This window comes from Deltaproteobacteria bacterium (genome assembly GCA_013151915.1).
Lineage (GTDB): Bacteria > BMS3Abin14 > BMS3Abin14 > BMS3Abin14 > BMS3Abin14 > BMS3ABIN14.
This window is the reverse complement of sequence record JAADHJ010000041.1, coordinates 21,217-38,217: the sequence shown is the minus strand read 5'-3', so window position 1 is coordinate 38,217 and position 17,001 is coordinate 21,217. Positions and strand designations below refer to the sequence as shown.

The window sequence follows — 17,001 nt, the reverse complement described above, 5'->3', positions numbered from 1 at the left end:
CAACAGAGTTATCCGACATGACCGGCAAAGATATTAAACATATCCTTTCCCTTGGGAAGGAGAACCTTCTTGATATCCTTCATTACCTTTCCGTAAGCGTAACCGAAATAACCGGGTGCAGCAATATCCGGGTTTATATGGAAGATATGAGGGAAGGTGCCCTCATCTGCCTTTATACCCCCGAAGGGGAGCTGGAGCGCAAGGGCGCAAGGATCCCGATCCAGTGGAGAGAAAACTACCTGGTCCGGGCCTTTCTCGCGTCCCAGCTTATTGATGCCGCTACGCAAAAAACCGGGGGTGACGATCTTCACACCCGTTGGTTCTCCGAAAGAAGCCTCACACGATCCGTCATCTTTCCATTTAATGCGGGAGGCCGCTCCATAGGTGTCCTCAGCATTGATGCCCAAAATGGCAAGGGGAGCGTACTGTCCGGCGAAAGCCGGGACGCGGTGAGGGGCCTCCTCAAAAGAATCATGCCGGTTCTGGAGAAGGCCCATCGGTTTCATCAACAGATTATGCTCAACCGCCACCTGGATCGCTCGAGAAAAAGAGAAATCGCCCGTATTCTCCTCGGCGGAGCCTTTGAACTGGAGATGGCGCTTGATATGACCTCGGTCCTGATACCGGCCGAGTCCACCGTGCCCGAAGTTCTCAGAACGGCCCGGGGCGGGCATATGGAAATCCTCGCGTCCGCGTCCAGGGACATGGGAGACCCCCCGGTTTACGAGACCCTTGAACGTATCAGCCTTCTGGAAGGCAAAAGCCTGTTGTCTTTGCTGGTAATGCAGGATGGGGACAGCGTTGTCATGCGTCCCGGGGCGCCTGATGTCCTGTTCTTCGAGGACATCCTGTCCAGACAGTTTGAGAGGTGGGATGTTTTTCATCATCTTTCATTGAGGACCCTTCTCATGATTCCCGTGATGGATTATGATGATGCCGTAGTCTGTGTGGTCAACTACTTCACAAAAAGGCCCCATCAATACACCGAGTGGGATCTGGGCCTCCTGAAAAACCATGCCATGGCGCTTGGCAGGGGCATCGCCGATACAGGTGAAGAACACTTCGAGATAAAAGTCCTGTCCGAAATTGAGCAGCTCCTCGGTGAGGACACAGAGCTCCCTGTCTTTCTCAATAAGGTTGTTTCAATGGTTGTTGAGTTGGTGGGGGCGGATACCGGTTCCATCGGGCTTTTAAGCAGAGAGGATGAACAGCGCTGGGTGGTCGTGGACAGGGTGGAGGACAGCGGGCCGTCCGGGGCGAAATCCAGGGGGTGGAGAAAAGCGCAGATCCCCCTTTTAAAGGTGGGGGGTGAGGAACTGCCGGTCGAGGAGAGATCCCTTACAGGTTACGTAGCCCATACCGGAAAACCTTTCCTGTGCAACGATACCGTTGAAGAGGCCGGAAAAGGGGGGTTTTTCAAGAATTTGAGCAGTCTTGTCCGATCCGAACTGGCCGTACCTATCGTTGTTGGCGGAAGCGTAATCGGGGTTATCAACCTGGACAGCTATCAGGAGAGATACTTTAATCAGGAGCATCAGAGGATCATTCTTCTCATTTCCCGCCTGATCGCCAACAGGATCGCCGACCTGATAAAGATATCGGAGTTGACCCAGAAAGTGGCCAGGTTGAAAAGGGAGGTCGAGTACAGAGATCCTGCGGTCAGTTCCTATCTCCTCGGTAATATCATAGGAAAGAGCAGAGCATCCACGGAACTGGTGGACCGTCTGGGGCTTCTGGTGCCGCCACTGACAAGCTGGCTGCTGAACTGGGATGGTGATGTCGGGGAAGGGATCGAGTTTGGACTTCCCACCCTGCTGATCACGGGGGAGACAGGTTCGGGGAAGGAGTTTGTTTTCAACAACCTGTACTCTCTTCTCAATGAGCGTTATCGGGAAGCCGTGGGAAAAAGAGAGGAACTGCCCCTGAGAAAGACCAACATAGCGGCCTATGGCGGCGACCTGACCTTCTCCGAACTTTTCGGACATAGAAAAGGCGCGTATACGGGGGCTTACGCGGACCGCAAGGGGATCTTTGACGAGGCCGATGGCGGGATCGTGTTCCTGGACGAGATAGGAGACGCGGATCAGAAAACCCAGGTCCAGCTTCTGAGGTTTTTAGACAGCGGCGAGTTTTCACGGCTGGGTGACAGCCGCATCCAGAGGAGCAGGGTGATATTCGTTGCCGCTACAAACAGGGACCTCGGGAAGGAGATAGAACTGGGAAACTTCCGAGAGGACCTTTATCACCGTCTAAGGGAGATCGTTCTCAAAGTGCCGCCCTTGAGGGAACGTCGGGAGGATATTCCAGATCTGGCGAAACATTTCCTCGGGCGGCTACACTCCAAATTCTCCAGGAATGCTTCCCCCCCTCACCTGACTCCCCAGGCATCCCTCTTTTTGACCGGGTTGGAATATCCTGGAAATATCAGGCAGCTGGTGAGCATCCTCCAGGGGGGGTTGTTTGAGAGCGTTGATGGTTTAGTCGGAGAGCAGGAGATCAGGAAAGCGCTCCGGCACTTTAGAGGGCCGGGCCCGGATGGGGACAATGAATCCGCCCTTTATGACCTCATCAGGGGAGGCAAGGGGAATTTCTGGGATATGATCCACGCACCCTTCATAGCCCATGACATGACCCGATCCATGGTGCTCAGGATCTACAAAATAGCCCTCGCCGAGGGAGGGGGGGTGAAAGAGGCCGCACTTCTCCTCCGTGCGCTGGAGGAAACCCCATATGGTGAGCAAAAGGCTCTGATGAGGTTCAAAAACTTCATGTACAAAACCATCGGCGCCGGGAAGTCCGGCTAATTTACCGGCCCGGAGAACTCACCGTCTTCGACCCTGTCGGGTATCTTGATTTTCCCATAGGTTGTTTCGTATTTCCGGACATTACGCTCCATGGCTTCCGCCAGTTGCTTGGCATGGGCCGGTGAGGTTACTATGCGGGACACGACCTTCTGCCTGTCCCCGGGGAGGAGCATGATGAAATCCAGGATAAATTCATTGAAGGAGTGGATGATATTGGCTGCGTTTGAATATCGGCCATTCTCCATCTCCGGTTCGATGGTGATGAGGCCTTTGCCTTTCTCCGGTCTTTTCTCCTGGTTCATGTTACACCTCCCACAGGGCTTTTCCTGTCCATATCAGTTCAGGGCCCGGTATCGCAAACGGTTGACTGGATTCGGCTGCTACCGCCCTTCTTGGCGGTATGCACGGCTAAATCAGCGGATTTCATGAAGGGAGCAATGTCCTTGCAGGAGTGCAGAAGTAATATGCCGACGCTGAATGTCAGAGCATCGAGAAGGATCATGTCAATAAAAACGCCTCCAACCCAGTTTAATTACAAAATTGTATTTAATATACCGGACAATTGCAAGTAAAAATAAGCTGCCGGGGGTTTTTATCGATGGTCGAGGGTAAGTCCATGGAAAGTTCATCCGGAGAGATGGTTCGGATAAAAAAGTTGGTGGCCGTCGTCAGGACAGCGGCGGGTGACGGTCCCGCAGCCCGGGACTGCTACGTTGCCCTCGTTAAACTCGATACTCCTCGCAGTGACAACCCTGAGGGGACAGGTATGGGAGTATCGCGGTATCGACGAAGTTACCCGGAATCTGGAACGTTGAACCTTCGGCAGGCAACAAGCTTGACACGGACCTCGCTTCCATATATGAAAGGCTCCCATCGGCCATGATTTCGAACCAGGCAATTATGTTTTTTTAGGAAAGGGATGGTTATGAATGGATGCGGTTTAACAGGTGGGGAAACGGACTCGTTTACCAGGGAGCTTATTAACGAACTTTTCACGGGTACCGGAACCGGGAACAAGCCTTCCCCAGGCCAGGCAGCGGGGTTAAAGGAAGCCTGCAGCAGTGCTCTCCAGGGCAACTCCACCGGGAAAATCCTGCTGGTTTTCGATGCGCTGCTCAAATATCGACGCGAGACGGGGTTTACTCCCGACGATTTCGGTCTTACCCGGGGGGATCTCGAGGAGCTGGCGTCGAAACATCAGCTCATCGACGAGCACGGTGTGACTGTTGGAGGCCGGCTTCTCAAGGCGATACCGATTGTGAAGGCGGCCAACGCCAGGGTGGCCGATTACATGGCCAAAAAGGATGCTGATGCCCCCAGCGGTATAGAGCTTTGGGAGCAGATTCAGAAGAACGGTGCCAGGATCAGGAGTGCCCTGGGCATGAGCGACGAGGACTGGGGTTCGTTTCCAGGTCAGTTGAAGTATGCCATCAACACCGTTGACGAATTGGCCAGGGTGATCGATCTGCCGGCCGCAGCGATCAGGGATGTCACCTGTGTTACCAGGGATTACCGTATGAGGCTGACGCCGTACTATGCCGGCCTCATTATGCCCGGCCGTCTGGATGACCCTGTTCTGATCCAGTCGGTACCCACCGGAGAGATGGTGGATAATGTGGGCGAGGAGATACCACCCGTTGCGGCCGACCATTCTCCTGCCCGCCTTGTGGACCAGTTTTATCCCCGGGTCGTGAGTGTAAAGGTGACCAATATATGTGCCATGTACTGTACCCACTGTCTTCGCATTGCCCACATCGGGAAAAAGGATCGGATCTATTCGAAGGACGCCTATCAGGAGGCTCTTGATTATATCCGCGGCAACCCTCTAATCCGTGATGTCCTGATAACGGGTGGCGACGCCTTCATGCTTCCCAACAGGATGATCCGCTGGATACTGGAGCAGCTGGACGCTATCGACCATGTCAGGATGAAGCGTCTCGGCACCCGGATTCCCGTGACGGTTCCCATGCGGCTTGACGCTGAACTTCTCGATATCCTGAATGCCAGCAACCTGAAAAAACCTCTGCGTGTGGTGACCCAGATCAACACCGCGCAGGAGATAACCCCCGTAAGCCGGGAAGGTTTTAGAAATCTTTCCAGCCAGGTGTCGGCCGTATTGAACCAGGCCGTACTGCTAAAGGGCATCAACGATACCAGTGTGAAGATGTGGAAGCTGTGCGAGACAATCCACGAATCCTACGTGCGGCCCTATTATGTGTTTAACTGTTCCTACCGGAATCCCCAGTTCCGTCACCTGCGGGTGCCCGTGGAGACAGGGAGGGATATCGTGGAAGGCATGTACGGGAACATCTCCGGGGATGCCATCCCCCGGTATATCTCTACGGCGGGAGGCAAGATCCCCATGCACCGGGACAATATCATCGGAAGGGACGGCGACATGGTGACCATGAAAAAACCGTGGTCCGGGGAGGAGGTCTCCTACCCGGACACCGACCAGGAAGAATATGAGAACAGGGATTTCGGGCTCCTGAAATATGGTTCATCCGAGTAATGCGTACCTTAACCCGGTGTTCAACGTTCAATGTTCAACGGCGGGATTCAAGGTCCAGAGTCCAGAGTCCAGAGTAGAAAAGAGGACGCGGGGAACAAAGAGCTGTCATTGCGAGGACCCTGAGCTTGCCTGCAGTGAGCCTGCCCTCCTGCCCACCGCCTAGAGCAGATCCTTGTTGATCTCGATACGGCCCGCGTACTCGGCCTTCAGGGATTCCACGTAACCGGCCAGGACCTTCTGCTCCAGCTGTGCTCTTACCGCCCTCTCCAGGGAGGCCCGGTCGGATTTCATCTGCCCCTCATCCGGGGGGATAATTTTCCTGAGAACGACCAGATAGTGTTCCTGCTTCCCTTTGACCAGTGTCGCCTTACCCGGTTTCCCGATGGCGAAAGCGGCCCTGGTCAGTTCTTCAGTGCCGCCAACGCCCGGCAGGGCAGGGTCCAGTATCGTAAATGGCTCGGTCGTCACCACCCTGGTTCGCAGTTCCCGGGCCAATGACTTTAGCGTCGTTCCTTTATTCAACTGCCCGATCATCTCCTTGCCTCTCTCGTAGGCCGCGTTGAGGGCGCGCTTGACCAGGAGGCCGGCGTTGACCTGGTCCCTGACCTCGTCCAGTTTCGGGAGATACGTTTCAGAGCGTTTGACGGTCTGCATGACATAGAGCTTGCCCTCGAATTCGAAGGTGTCTCCCAGTTCCTTCTCCTCGGTATCAAATGCCTCCTTGAGAAGGCCCTGGGGCAGATCAACGGAGCGAGGTAAAGCCCCCCCCCGGCTATACGGCGGCGTGATAACCACAGCCAGGTTGCGTGCCTGAGCCGCCTCCTGGAGACTTTTTCCGGCTTTTTCCACATCGTCGATGAGATCATCGGCAAGATCGTAGGCGGCCTCCTGCTCCTTTTCCTTCAGGATCTGGGCTTTAATTTCCCCCTTGACCTCGTCGAGGGGGACCTCGCTTTTCTCCCTGCGTTCCATGACGCTGATGATCTCAAACCCTTTCCGTGTCAGGATAGGATCGCTGACTTCATCTCCTTTAAGGGAAGATGCAGCGTCAACGATGGCCGGATCAAGTTCATCCTCAGTCAAAAAGCCGAGCTTTCCACCGGAAGATGCACTCCCCTCGTCGTCGGACCATCTCTTCGCTGCCTGATCAAAAGTCAGTTTGCCCTCCTGGAGGTTCTTGGATACCCCTTCCGCCTTGGTGCGGATCTCATTAATGGTGTTCGCCGCCGCCGCATCCGGTATGGAAAAAAGGATGTGTCGAATTCTGAACGCTGCGGGGCGGGCATAATCCTCAGCATTCTCATCATATCGATCCTCGATTTCCTCCATGGTGACCGGCACCTTTTTGGCCATGTCCTCGGGGTCTATGATGACAACGGCCTCGGTGAACCGTTCCGGAACCCGGTAATCCTCCACGTGGTCATCATAATAGTCCATGAGGTCTTCCTCGGAGGCGGGCGGCAGGTTACGGATGAATCGGTTGGGGTCGATTTTGACAAGGTCCACGACGATTTTCCTGGTGAGCAGATTCAGGTTTTCATCCACCTCCTGGGGTGTGACCACCGCGGAAAGCTTGACAAGGTCGCGGATCTTTCCAACGGTAATATCTGCAGCGATACCTTTTTCGTATTTGTTCACGGTCAAGCGGTTGCGATCGAGGTATGCCTGGAGGAGACGTTGGGAAAAAACGCCCCCTTCGAAGAAAAGATTGTTCCTGCGGATCATCCCTTCTATCTCATCCTGGGTGGCGGTTACACCCAGGTTCTTTGCGGCCGCCAAAAGAAGATGGCGCTCGACGAGAAGATCCATGGCCATATTCTTGATATCAAGCCCCTCAATGGCTTTGGAGTCCACACCGCCGTAAGTCTGACGGTACGCTTCTTTCAGGGAGTTGTAGATATCCTGGTATTCGCTGTAGGGGACCCGATCCTTATCGATTGTCAGAACCGTGGTCAGATTTCTGCTGCTGTAGCTGCCAACCCCCCAGAAGGCGAAAATGATAACGATTCCGAACAGCATTATTCTCACCATCCAGGATCCGGCGTTGTTTCTCATGTACCTGAGCATTTCATATCTCCTTCAGAAGGTTCATGGTGTCACTCCAGCGGAAAAACCACCGGCCCCGTTCCCGGGGAATGAAAGCCAGCAAGCTATTATAAGAAAAAGGCTGTTGAATGCAAGTCCCGCCCAATGAAAAATACGTCGATATTCCCTCTTCCCGTTGAAAAAGTGTAATGGTTCTGATAGTATCCGTGAGCTGAAGTGTACAGAGAAATTTACCTTCCATATCGATCCGAGGCACCTGAGGAAGAATTTCCAACGCGTCGGTTCTGTCAACTATTCGAGGGAAAATATGCTGCTTGACAATATTTTTGGGTTAATATCCAACGATCTCGCCATAGATCTTGGGACAGCCAATACACTTATCTTCGTTAAGGGCAAGGGAATTGTTACCGACGAACCCTCTGTAGTCGCCGTCCAGAAAGACGCGCGCGGGGGGTCCAGAGTGCAGGCAGTAGGTATGGAGGCCAAGCAGATGCTTGGCAGGACCCCGGGCAGCATTGTTGCGATACGGCCCATGAAGGACGGTGTAATAGCTGATTTCGAGGTCGTGGAGGCCATGCTTCGTTACTTCATCCAGAAGGTCCACAACCGAAAATCACTGGTTCGTCCCAGAATTATCGTTGGGGTGCCGTCAGGAATTACCCAGGTTGAGAAGCGGGCCATAAGGGAGTCCGCCCAGGAGGCCGGCGCGCGAGAGGTGTACCTTATAGAAGAACCAATGGCTGCCGCCATAGGCGCGGGCCTCCCCATTTCCGAGCCGTCCGGAAATATGATCGTGGATATTGGCGGGGGAACCACTGAGGTGGCCGTTATCTCCCTTTCGGACATCGTTCTGTCCATCTCCGTGAAGATGGGCGGCGACAAGATGGATGAGGCCATCGTGGCGTATATCAAGAAAAAATATAACCTGCTGATCGGAGAGAGGATGTCCGAGCAGATCAAGATTTCCATCGGTTCGGCCCATCCCATGGACGATATCCAGAACGTAGAGGTCAAAGGCCGTGACCTCATCGGGGGAGTCCCCAAAACCATTGAGATCAACAACAAGGAAATCTTTGAAGCTTTGGAGGAACCTGTATCCCGGATCGTGGAGGCCATCAAGAACGCCCTTGAGCGAACGCCCCCTGAACTCGCGGCAGACATCGTGGACAAGGGGATCGTCCTGGCAGGAGGTGGAGCGCTGTTGAAGGGGATGGACCACCGGCTCAGGGAGGAGACGGATCTCCCCATCATAATTGCTGAAGAACCTCTTATGTGCGTTGTTAAAGGGGCGGGCCAGGCCCTCACTGAGCTAAAACTCCTCAAACAGATATCCATGAAAGAGTAGTCCCATGTCCGATTCCGGCGGTCCCCTGCGCGATTTCCTGACGCGCCACCGAGAGGGGCTGCTGCTGGCGTGTCTTCTGGTCGCGTCCCTTCTCATAATTAGCCAACAGGTCAAGGATGAGACCGGTATGACCTACCTGAAAAGGGAAGGTCTCACCCTGATGTCGCCCTTCCAGAGGGGCGCTAGTGCCCTGACCCATACGACGTCCGGGATCTGGCGCGATTATTTCTACCTCTTCGGTGTCCGGTCGGAGAATCGTCGGTTGAAAAGCGAGGTTAACCTGTTAAAAGGCGAGGTGCAGTTTCTCAGGGAGGAACTGCACCGGGCGGGGCGCCTTGTCGAATTTGAGCAGTTTAAAAATGAAACCGGCTTCGTGGGCGTCGCGGCACGTGTTATCGGCGAGTCCCCTGATCCGTGGGTCAGAACGATAGTGATCAATCGCGGATCCGGTGATGGTATCAGGACGGATATGCCGGTGGTTACCCCTGAGGGACTTGCAGGACTGGTAATTGAGGTTGCCGAGGGAAGCTCCGTTGTTCGCCTCCTCGTTGATCGGTCCTCTCAGGTCCCGGTCCTGGTGAGCAGGTCCAGGGCCAGGGCCATCCTCGAAGGCGAGAACTCGGGGACATGCCAGATGAAATATCTGGACAGGACGGAGGACGTCCGTAAGGGTGATTCAGTAACCACCAGCGGGCTGGCCGGAACATATCCTCGGGGCATCCAGGTTGGTACCATCACCCAGGTTATCAAGAAAGAACATGGTCTTTACCAGTATGCCAAACTCCTGCCGGCGGCCCCCATTAACCGTCTTGAGGACGTTCTGGTCCTCACCCGAAGAGAGGGGATGGGGGACGCGGAATGATCGTCTTTTATTATATCGTTCTCTTCGCTTTTCTGTTGGTCGCCCAGTCAGTGCTCATCCCGCTTGTTTTTCCCCAGTGGTTGACGAACTGCATTGACCTGCCTCTGATTGGGGTGGTCCATTTTGCGATCACCAGGGGAAAGAGGGCCGGAATGGTTTCCGGCATCTTCCTCGGTTATTTTCAGGATGCCATGGCCGGAGGGATACTTGGAATCAATGGAATCAGCAAGATCGTTGCCGGATACCTGGGAGGTGTGCTCAAGGAGAAACTTTTCGCCAAAGATGCCTTTCACCGGGCCGGTTCGGCATTGGGAGCCGTCCTGGGCGGGCTCGTTTCCAAGCTTCTGACCCTGTACAGCTTTTCCCTTCCCGCGCCCTCCATTGTGTCCTTGTCTGTCGTGGGGTTTGTGGTTGTCAACACCGCCCTCGTCCTGCTCATCAGTTCTCTCCTGGACCGTGTTGAATCTAAGATCGGCATCCGGGGTGATGAGGAACTGAGCCTGGGCGGGTGACACATGTCTTCCATCTCAAAGAGTGTCAGGGAACAGCTTCCCCTGATGGAAAAGAAACTGGCCGTCACTGTCGGGCTTGTCGTCCTGGGTTTTCTGTTCCTCCTGGGTGATTTCTGGAGACTTCAGGTCCTCCTTTACGGAAAATACCTGAACCTTTCCGACAATAACCGGATAAGGCTCGTTGAGATGCTCGCGACCCGCGGGATTATCAGGGACAGGAATGGGACAATTCTGGCGGACAGTACCCCCAATTACCAGTTGTCCGTGATGCCCGTTGATATGAATCCCGACCGGAAGGCGGAAATCATAAAACTGGGCAGCCTTCTGGGCAGAGACCCTGGTGATGTCCTGGACCGGCTCCTGACCGAGGCCAGACGTGCGCCATATAGAGCGATTATCATATTTGAAAACCTTGATTATCGGGAGGTGGCCCTTTTTGAGACCCGGCGGGACAGCTTCCCGGGTACTATCCTCAAGCCTGTCCCACGGCGTTTTTACCCCTACGGCAGCACGGCCTCCCATCTTCTGGGATATATCGGGGAGATATCCTCCGCCCAACTCGCCTCAGGGAAATACCAAGGGGCGCGCAGGGAAGATATGGTTGGGAAGTTCGGATTGGAGAAGGTTTATGATCGATATCTGCGCGGAAGGGATGGCGGCAGACAGGTGGAGGTGGATGCCCGGGGACGAGAGATTAACGTTCTCGGTATCACCGCACCTGTGCCCGGGGCTGATCTGACCACGACCATAGATATCCGTCTTCAGAAGGAGCTGGAGGATGCAATAGGCGACAACCATGGAGCCGGTGTCCTGCTGAACATAAGAACCGGTGAGGTCCTTGCGATGGTAAGCCGGCCGGGTTTCGATCCCAACGAGTTCTCTCTCAGGCTTACCAGACAGAGATGGGAGGAGATCCTGAAGGATCCGAACCACCCGCTTCAGACCCGTGCAATCAGGGGTGTCTACCCGCCCGGGTCAACCTTCAAGGTAGTCACTGCCGTGGCGGCCCTGATGACGGGGACGCTGGACCCGGACAAGGATGTGACCTGTAAAGGGGGTTTCTATTACGGGGGCAGGCTTTATCATGACTGGAAGCGCGGCGGGCATGGGAATGTAAACCTGTATAAGGGGATTGTCGAGTCATGCGACGTCTATTTCTATCAGGCGGGGGAAAAAACCGGGATCGAAGGGTTGTCGAAATGGGCCTTCGCACTGGGGCTCGGGAGAAAAACCGGAATCGATCTTCCCGGTGAATCCGCGGGGCTGATCCCCACCCCCCAATGGAAACGCTCTGTCCACGATGTTCCCTGGTTCCCAGGCGAAACCCTTTCCGCCTCCATAGGACAGGGCTACGTCCTGGTGACCCCCATCCAGATGGCTAATCTCTTTGCCACGATCGCGAGACGGGGAATTATCAAGGCGCCCTATCTCGCCGAGGTGATCGTAAGCGCAGATGGAGAGGAACTATACCGAAAAGACCCGTCCGCTTCGTTGAACTCAAAGGTTTCCCCTGATGTCTGGGATCGGATCATTCCCGCTTTGGTGGGAGCGGTGAACGACCCGAAAGGCACGGCCCATGCTGCGAGGATTCCAGGTTTCACGGTTGCGGGGAAGACCGGCACGGCGCAGGTTGTCCGCCTGAAGGATTGGGAAGGCAAGAAGCCGGAGGAGATACCGCTGGAGTTGAGGGACCATGGCTGGTTTGCCGCTTTTGCTCCAGCGGAGGACCCTGAAGTGGCCGTCGCCGTGGTGGTCGAGCACGGGGGCCATGGTTCTTCCTCGGCTGCCCCCATAGTGGGCCGCATCCTCAGAAAATACAGGGAGATCATGGTAAAATCCGGTTACGATGCCGCCAAACCGCCGGGAGAGGGGACATGAAAAGGTTTTTCGGACTCCCGGACGTTGACTGGGTAATGCTCGCTTCAGCGCTGATCCTGTCTTTCATCGGTATCATGATCATACGATCCGCCACGGTTAACAACCCCTCGGAGGGATACTATCTCAAACAGGCCTACTGGCTGGCTGTGGCCGTAGCGGCCTACTTTGTGGGATATTTCATCGACAGGCGTCATCTGAGACGGAGCGCTTATCTGCTTTACGGAGCCGTTTTTGCGGTTCTTACCACTCTTGCCGTCGTGGGGAAAATATCGGGAGGCGTTCAGCGCTGGATTCACATCGGCGGGTTGACCATTCAGCCTTCTGAGATAGCCAAGCTCGCTCTTGTCCTGGCCCTTGCACGGTATTTCCACAAACAGAAGCAATCCCCGCCCTACGGGCTGGACGGAATCGCCGTTCCCATGGCCATGGTCGCGGCTTATGTGATCCCCGTTGCATTACAGCCGGACCTGGGGACCGCCATTTTTTTCATCCTTCTGGCGATACCAATTTTTCTGATGGTTGGGATAAAGAGGTGGACAATCCTCTTCATGACCGGAAGCGCGGCTCTGGTGGCTCCCTTTCTCTTTTTCACCATGAAGGGATATCAGCAGGAGAGAATCCTGAATTTCCTCAACCCCGAAAGGGATCCCCTGGGGTCCGGGTACCACATCGTCCAGTCCAAAATCGCCATAGGATCAGGAGGGTTTTTCGGCAAAGGATATCTCCAGGGAACCCAGTCACAGCTTCGTTTCATCCCCGAACAGCACACCGATTTCATTGTCTCCGTCCTGGGTGAGGAGTTCGGCTTCGTCGGGATCGTACTGGTCCTAGGGCTGATGCTGTTCCTGACGCTCTGGATGCTCAGTCACGTTGAGGCGACCCGGACCCGTTTCGGTGTCCTGACCGTGGTGGGCATTTCCTGCGGCCTGGCCATGCAGGAAGTCATCAACATCGCCATGGCCATCGGAATTCTGCCCGTGGTCGGTCTTCCGCTGCCGTTTCTCAGTTACGGGGGGTCGTCCCTGGTCAGTGTGTGGTTGGGGCTCGGCATAGTCGCCGGATTTAGAAGACGGAAAACTTGGCCCTAGACCCCATTCTTTCACCACAGTGCAGTCGCTTGCAGGCTGCACCACAGGGTTTTAAAGAAAAGGTTCATCCGGTTAATGCGTACCTTATATTACTATTTTGCTGTCATTGCGAGGAGCATCGAGGCAGACGAGAGTGACGCGGCAATCCCGGGCGGAGCTGAAAAGGTCAAAAGCTGATTTATCACAGTCATGCCACAGGGTTTTTTCAAGAGGGTTTCACCAGCCTTCGCGTAAAGCTTCGGCCGGTGAAACCCCGTGTACTCTGTGTTAAATTATCTTTTTACCCGATCTGGTATTCATCCAGGTACTCATTTCCAGGGTGACCCAAAGGTTAAAAACACCCCAGCATGCACTTTGTGATCCGAATCTGCTCCTCTCCTTCGTTGCAGATTCTGCCGATGGTTGTCAGGTGTATCCTGTTCTCATCTGCGATATGATGGGCATCGGCGCAGGACAGCTTTCCGTCAACCATGTGTTTCTCGATAATCTTCCGTATCTGTTTTTCATCCATATTTGCTCCTCACTTCGCAGGCCTTTTTGTAGATCTTCCGCCGGTTCTCCCCGGCAAGGTCCGAAAGGATCACCGCCGTCTGTTTTGCGGACAGGCCGGCCTGTCTCATCTCATTAATGGCTCTATCCAGATCCATGGGAAGGCGGGGAGCCTCGCCCCCTGCCAGAAGAAGTGTGATTTCTCCCTTGATCTTCCGGTTCTCCATCATGTCGAGAATATTCTTAACTGATCCGCGCAGGAATTCTTCGTAGATTTTGGTAATCTCGCGGGCGATCATGGCCTCACGGTTGCCCAGGACCTCCATGATATCGGCCAGTGTATCCCGGATTCGGTGGGGTGACTCATAGATTACCAGGGGATAGCCTGCATAGGCCAGTTCCCCGAGCCGCCTTTTCCTGGCCGCGCTGCGCGTCGGCAAAAACCCCTCGAAAATAAATCTCTCAAGGGACATCCCAGACACACTAAGGGCGGCTCCCAGGGCGTTGGGGCCTGGAACCGGTACGATCTGAATGCCCCTGTCAAGGGCGGCCCTGACGAGGTGGTGACCCGGATCCGAAAGCCCGGGTGTGCCGGCATCAGTTACCAGGGCAACGGATTGGCCATTCTCCAGGGCCTCCAGTATCCCTATGGAGGCCGCTTCCCTGTTTTCCTCCCGGTAGCTGACAAGGCGTTTTGCGATATCGAGATGATTAAGGAGATTGCGTGTTCGGCGGGTGTCCTCGGCTGCAACAATAGAGATGGACTGGAGGGTCAGGACTGCCCGGTGGGTGATGTCATCAAGGTTGCCGATGGGTGTCGCGACCACATAAAGGATGCCGGGCTTCAACTTCAGAGCCTCCTCTAAACAAATCGGGCGGTTGCATCACGCCCTTGCGGAAAAATTTTTCACCACGGGTCCACGGCTTGCGCGTGAGATGGATCGACGATGGATGTGCATTATCGTGATGGTTCAGTCCTCCAACCTATAGAGCAGAGAAAGAAAAATGTCCAATCCCCGTATCTGTTCTTCCCCTCTGGACACTGGGCCGTCTCCCGCGGGGTTGGACCAATTGGCGATAATGCAATAAGATGCGCATTAACCGGATGAAACTCAGGTATAATGATCAATATTGACAGACTCGCAAAAAGTCATCAATGCGCCCACTAATGGGCGCCCAAATAAACAACTTGCAGCGCAAGTTGTTTATTTGTAAGGAAAGTGAAAATGACACTTTTCGCTTTCCGTGGAGTAAAAAGCCATTAACGGACTTTTTACGACCCTATCAATGTTGGAAAGGTTGTTTGACAGGTAATGAACCCTCTGATAATTTTTCAGGCCACTGTCGGCGATGGAGGAAAGTACAATGAGGATTGGAATTCTGACGGGAGGCGGGGATTGCCCCGGGCTTAATGCAGTCATCCGTGCCGTAGTTCGCAAGGGTGTTCGGGAAGGTGACGCCATTCTTGGGATTCACCATGGCTGGCAGGGGATGCTTACCGGTCAGCACGAGGAGTTGACCCAGCGTTCCGTTTCCGGCCTGATACATCGAGGCGGCACTATCCTTCACACTTCGCGTACCAACCCTTTCAAAGAGGATGGCGGCAGTGAAAAGGTCGTTGCTACCTTCAAGCGGTTTAACCTGGACGGACTCATCGCCATAGGTGGTGATGATACACTGGGCGTGGCGAATAAATTGTTCAAAATGGGTCTGCCTGTCGTGGGTGTTCCGAAGACCATCGATAATGATCTTTCCGGGACCGATTTTACCTTTGGTTTCGATACGGCGGTGACGGTGGCAACGGAAGCCATAGACCGGCTGCACACCACCGCCGAATCCCACGACCGCGTAATGGTTGTTGAGGTGATGGGCAGGCAAGCGGGATGGATTGCCGTATACTCCGGCCTCGCAGGCGGCGCGGACGTTATCCTGATCCCTGAGAAGCCGTTTAATCTCGACGAGGTGGCCGAGGTTATCAAGGCCAGACATTCGCGTGGAAAGAACTTTTCCATCGTTGTGGCTGCAGAAGGTGCCCACATGGGTTCAAAAAATGACCAGGGTCTTATCAAACAATCCGAGGAACTGGACGAGTTCGGTCACGCGCGTCTGGGCGGCATCGGCCAATTCCTCGCCAAAGAACTTGAAAACAGGACCGGATTCGAGAGCAGGGTTACGGTATTGGGGCATGTCCAGAGGGGAGGGTCCCCGACACCCCATGACCGTATCCTGGCTACCATTTACGGTGTCAAGGCCCATGACCTTGTTCATGAGGGTAAATTCGGGACCATGGCCGCCCTCGTGGGTGGACATATCGATTCCGTCAGTCTCGAAGACGCGGTCAGGAAACTGAAGACCGTGGATATGAATATCTATAAGATCGCGGAGATCTTCTTTGGGTAAAGAGACAAAAGAATCACATGGGTGAACGACCATCGAAAATCGCCGTTATCGGGGGCGGCAGCTGGGGTACGGCCCTCGCCGTCCACTGTGCCCGGTTGGAAATACCGGTTTCCCTGTGGGTATTCGAGGAGGATCTGGCCCGGAGGATGGCCCGGACAAGGGAGAACGATGTCTTTCTTCCGGGGATCATGCTGCCTTCCGGGATAATCCCCACCGCAAGCCTGGAGGAGTGCCTGGCCGGCGCACAGATGGTTCTCTCCGTTGTTCCGTCCCATGTGATCAGGGAGGTCTGGGATAAAGCGCGGTTTTTCCTGCCGGTAGACGCCATAATCGTCAATGCAACGAAGGGAATTGAGGAGGGTACATACCTGACGGCGAACGGGGTTCTTGCCGACACCCTGGGACAGGAAGTCTTGAAAAGGAAGGTGACCCTGTCGGGTCCCACCTTCGCCAGGGAGGTTTCCATGGGGCTGCCCGCCGCCGCTGTCATCGCGGGCATGGACAGCCGCCACAACACAGTAGTTCAGGAGGTCCTCGCGGCTGAGACCTTTCGGCTCTACACCAACATGGATCCAATCGGTGTAGAAATCGCGGGGGCACTGAAGAACGTCATGGCTATCTCTGTGGGCATGTGCGACGGCCTCCAGTTGGGGCTCAATGCCAGGGCGGCGCTTATTACCAGGGGCCTTGCTGAAATTACTCGTCTTGGCGTTGCCTTGGGAGCGGAACCTTTGACCTTTCAGGGGCTTGCCGGTGTCGGGGACCTGGTTCTTACCTGTACGGGGGACCTTTCACGCAACAGGACGCTTGGACTGAGGCTGGGCCGAGGCGAATCACTGGATGAGATAATCGGATCGTCACCCATGATCGCCGAGGGAGTCAGGACGACACGGTCCGCCCGCGGGCTGGCCGCCAGGACCGGGGTCGAGATGCCCATAGCAAGGGAGGTCTTCATGGTCCTGTACGAGGGTAAAGACGCCCGGTCCGCTCTAAAGAGCCTTCTGAGCCGCTCCCTCAAGGAGGAGGGTTCTTGAGTGAAAGAAAATCCTGACCCGGAGGAGGGGA

General features: G+C 54.9%; 13 protein-coding genes. 9 read left to right on the top strand and 4 right to left on the bottom strand.

What is annotated here, in order from left to right; translation table 11 throughout:
- Positions 1-17 precede the first annotated feature (17 nt).
- The gene (locus tag GXP52_07965) at positions 18-2,804 is read left to right on the top strand and encodes a GAF domain-containing protein (protein ID NOY87217.1); all 2,787 of its coding nucleotides are present in this window, start codon (positions 18-20) and stop codon (positions 2,802-2,804) included.
- Here GXP52_07965 and GXP52_07960 read toward each other — a convergent pair.
- Positions 2,801-3,106: a DUF3467 domain-containing protein gene (locus GXP52_07960; GenBank protein ID NOY87216.1), complete on the bottom strand. Its 306-nt coding sequence runs from the start codon at positions 3,104-3,106 to the stop codon at positions 2,801-2,803. The two genes, GXP52_07965 and GXP52_07960, sit on opposite strands and share 4 nt — an antisense overlap.
- Before the next feature lie 623 nt (positions 3,107-3,729).
- Between GXP52_07960 and GXP52_07955 the strand changes: the two genes are divergently transcribed.
- Positions 3,730-5,316, top strand: coding sequence for a KamA family radical SAM protein (locus GXP52_07955; protein ID NOY87215.1), 1,587 nt, complete (start codon positions 3,730-3,732; stop codon positions 5,314-5,316).
- A gap of 159 nt (positions 5,317-5,475) precedes the next feature.
- On the opposite strand, the gene GXP52_07950 is transcribed toward GXP52_07955, so the two are convergent.
- A complete protein-coding gene (locus GXP52_07950) occupies positions 5,476-7,383 on the bottom strand; it encodes a hypothetical protein (protein NOY87214.1) in 1,908 nt (635 codons plus the stop codon).
- A gap of 286 nt (positions 7,384-7,669) precedes the next feature.
- Between GXP52_07950 and GXP52_07945 the strand changes: the two genes are divergently transcribed.
- From GXP52_07945 to rodA, 5 genes are read left to right on the top strand one after another with little or no spacing between them, the layout of a single operon-like run.
- On the top strand, positions 7,670-8,707 hold the full coding sequence (locus tag GXP52_07945; GenBank protein ID NOY87213.1) for a rod shape-determining protein: 1,038 nt from the start codon (positions 7,670-7,672) through the stop codon (positions 8,705-8,707).
- Between the two features lie 4 nt (positions 8,708-8,711).
- Positions 8,712-9,569, top strand: coding sequence for a rod shape-determining protein MreC (gene mreC / locus GXP52_07940; protein ID NOY87212.1), 858 nt, complete (start codon positions 8,712-8,714; stop codon positions 9,567-9,569).
- Positions 9,566-10,081: a rod shape-determining protein MreD gene (mreD, locus tag GXP52_07935; protein ID NOY87211.1), complete on the top strand. Its 516-nt coding sequence runs from the start codon at positions 9,566-9,568 to the stop codon at positions 10,079-10,081. The genes mreC and mreD overlap by 4 nt, the downstream gene beginning before the upstream one ends.
- 3 nt (positions 10,082-10,084) lie before the next feature.
- Complete coding sequence (gene mrdA / locus GXP52_07930; GenBank protein NOY87210.1) at positions 10,085-11,959, top strand: penicillin-binding protein 2; 1,875 nt, start codon at positions 10,085-10,087, stop codon at positions 11,957-11,959.
- Entirely contained in the window at positions 11,956-13,047 is a 1,092-nt protein-coding gene (gene rodA / locus GXP52_07925; protein NOY87209.1) for a rod shape-determining protein RodA, read from the top strand. The genes mrdA and rodA overlap by 4 nt, the downstream gene beginning before the upstream one ends.
- A 331-nt stretch (positions 13,048-13,378) precedes the next feature.
- On the opposite strand, the gene GXP52_07920 is transcribed toward rodA, so the two are convergent.
- Positions 13,379-13,558 (bottom strand): hypothetical protein, encoded by a 180-nt coding sequence (locus GXP52_07920; protein NOY87208.1) that lies wholly within the window; start codon positions 13,556-13,558, stop codon positions 13,379-13,381.
- On the bottom strand, positions 13,551-14,384 hold the full coding sequence (gene rsmI / locus GXP52_07915; protein ID NOY87207.1) for a 16S rRNA (cytidine(1402)-2'-O)-methyltransferase: 834 nt from the start codon (positions 14,382-14,384) through the stop codon (positions 13,551-13,553). The genes GXP52_07920 and rsmI overlap by 8 nt, the downstream gene beginning before the upstream one ends.
- A gap of 517 nt (positions 14,385-14,901) precedes the next feature.
- Here rsmI and GXP52_07910 point away from each other — a divergent pair.
- Positions 14,902-15,936: a 6-phosphofructokinase gene (locus GXP52_07910; protein ID NOY87206.1), complete on the top strand. Its 1,035-nt coding sequence runs from the start codon at positions 14,902-14,904 to the stop codon at positions 15,934-15,936.
- A gap of 17 nt (positions 15,937-15,953) precedes the next feature.
- Entirely contained in the window at positions 15,954-16,970 is a 1,017-nt protein-coding gene (locus GXP52_07905) for an NAD(P)-dependent glycerol-3-phosphate dehydrogenase (GenBank protein NOY87205.1), read from the top strand.
- Positions 16,971-17,001: the final 31 nt, after the last annotated feature.